2 protein-coding genes and 1 pseudogene are annotated in these 1,304 nt (G+C 44.7%); all 3 read left to right on the top strand.

Going from position 1 to position 1,304, the window contains the following annotated elements:
• Nucleotides 1–228 precede the first annotated feature (228 nt).
• Nucleotides 229–279 (top strand): annotated as a pseudogene (locus tag Xsze_RS23065) (hypothetical protein); the annotation flags it as partial.
• A gap of 90 nt (nt 280–369) precedes the next feature.
• Nucleotides 370–807, top strand: a complete 438-nt coding sequence (locus Xsze_RS21415; RefSeq protein ID WP_244431752.1) for a hypothetical protein — start codon at nt 370–372, stop codon at nt 805–807.
• A gap of 3 nt (nt 808–810) precedes the next feature.
• Entirely contained in the window at nt 811–1,125 is a 315-nt protein-coding gene (locus tag Xsze_RS21410) for a hypothetical protein (protein ID WP_038235206.1), read from the top strand.
• Nucleotides 1,126–1,304: the final 179 nt, after the last annotated feature.

The following is a 1,304-nucleotide window of genomic DNA, read 5'->3' as shown; positions in this document are numbered from 1 at the left end:
CCGGTAAACCGGACGACGTTCGCCCGTTGCCGATGAAAACAATCTGAAAGTGCACGTCGGGGTCAAAAAAGTGATCGGGGAAAATGGGGCAATCTGCTATCCTGAAAGCCTTGCCCTGTGCGGGCTGCCGTTGCCCTGCGGGTATGATGGCGTCGGAGCTGATGCCCCTTTGCAGGGCAATATGAGGATGAAGAGTCAGGATTATTCTATAATCGGTTCCGTTATTACTCGCCGGAGACCGCGCAGTACATCTCGCCCGATCCCATTGGGTTGTTGGGCGGAGTCAATCCATACGGGTATGTCAAAAATCCTACAGGTTGGATTGACCCGTTTGGGCTGAGTAGTACTTCTACTGGCTATGAATTTGATATGGTAAATAATCCTGGCCCGTTAGGTGACCATCCTGGCAATATTCGTTGGGCTCCTGCAGGTAATTTTGCCGGTGGTAAATATAATTCTAAGATATTAGACGAAGACCTTGTTCTTTACCGAGGGGGAAATGGCGGGGGCGGGCAAAATGGCTTAGGGCAATGGTTTACCACATCACCACCAACCTCTGTTGCTCATGTAAGAATAGATACTGCAGTTAAACCTCAATGGTTCAATGAAGCTGGAGAATTAACAGGTAAATCACCAATAAACGCTGTATATAAGGTAAAAATTCCTAAAGGCACAACTATTTTTGAAGGTCCTGTAGGATATCAAGGAGGAGTATATTTAGGTGGACAAGATAAAATGCAAATCTTCATCAAAGAACCTTGGAAAATAGATGGAGTCAAAGTATTAGAAGATTGGCCTTTGAGGTAATGTATGGACTCTATTGAACAGTCGAAAAAATTAAGAGCCCTTTTCTTTTCACTATGGGAAATTATGCGTGATAACGGTGGAGGAAACTGGATAAAGGGCATAGAGAACGTTATTGCATTGCTGACGCCCCCAACCTATGGAGGAACAAACGATGCAAAATCTGCTATTGAAGATGCTCGTCGTGCATATGGGTCTATGTTCGGAGGCTATGGTGGTTTTTCTGAATACTTTATCTGGCGAGATGATTTTAATGAACGACTTAAGATCAATGAAGCATTAGATAAAATAAAAGGCGATATCAATAATATGTTTAATTAATACAATGCCGGAAAGATCCCCGTGATCTTCCGGCTTGTTTTTAAGAGCGGCTCACTCCCTGCCCTTAGTTGCTTTTGTCATCCCCAATCAGCTCCCGAATTTTCAGCTTAATCTCACTGATTTGTTCGCGCTGGCGCTGGTATTGCTGTTTGAGGCCGTTCGTCTCGTCACTGTCGGGG

Source organism: Xenorhabdus szentirmaii DSM 16338 (assembly GCF_002632585.1).
Taxonomy (GTDB): domain Bacteria; phylum Pseudomonadota; class Gammaproteobacteria; order Enterobacterales; family Enterobacteriaceae; genus Xenorhabdus; species Xenorhabdus szentirmaii.
Note: the sequence above shows the minus strand (reverse complement) of the source record. Positions and strands in the feature narration are given on the sequence as shown.

Coding starts and splice junctions, on each gene's coding strand:
- Xsze_RS21415 (WP_244431752.1), top strand. CDS start 370: ATGGTAAATAATCCTGGCCCGTTAGGTGACCATCCTGGCAATATTCGT.
- Xsze_RS21410 (WP_038235206.1), top strand. CDS start 811: ATGGACTCTATTGAACAGTCGAAAAAATTAAGAGCCCTTTTCTTTTCA.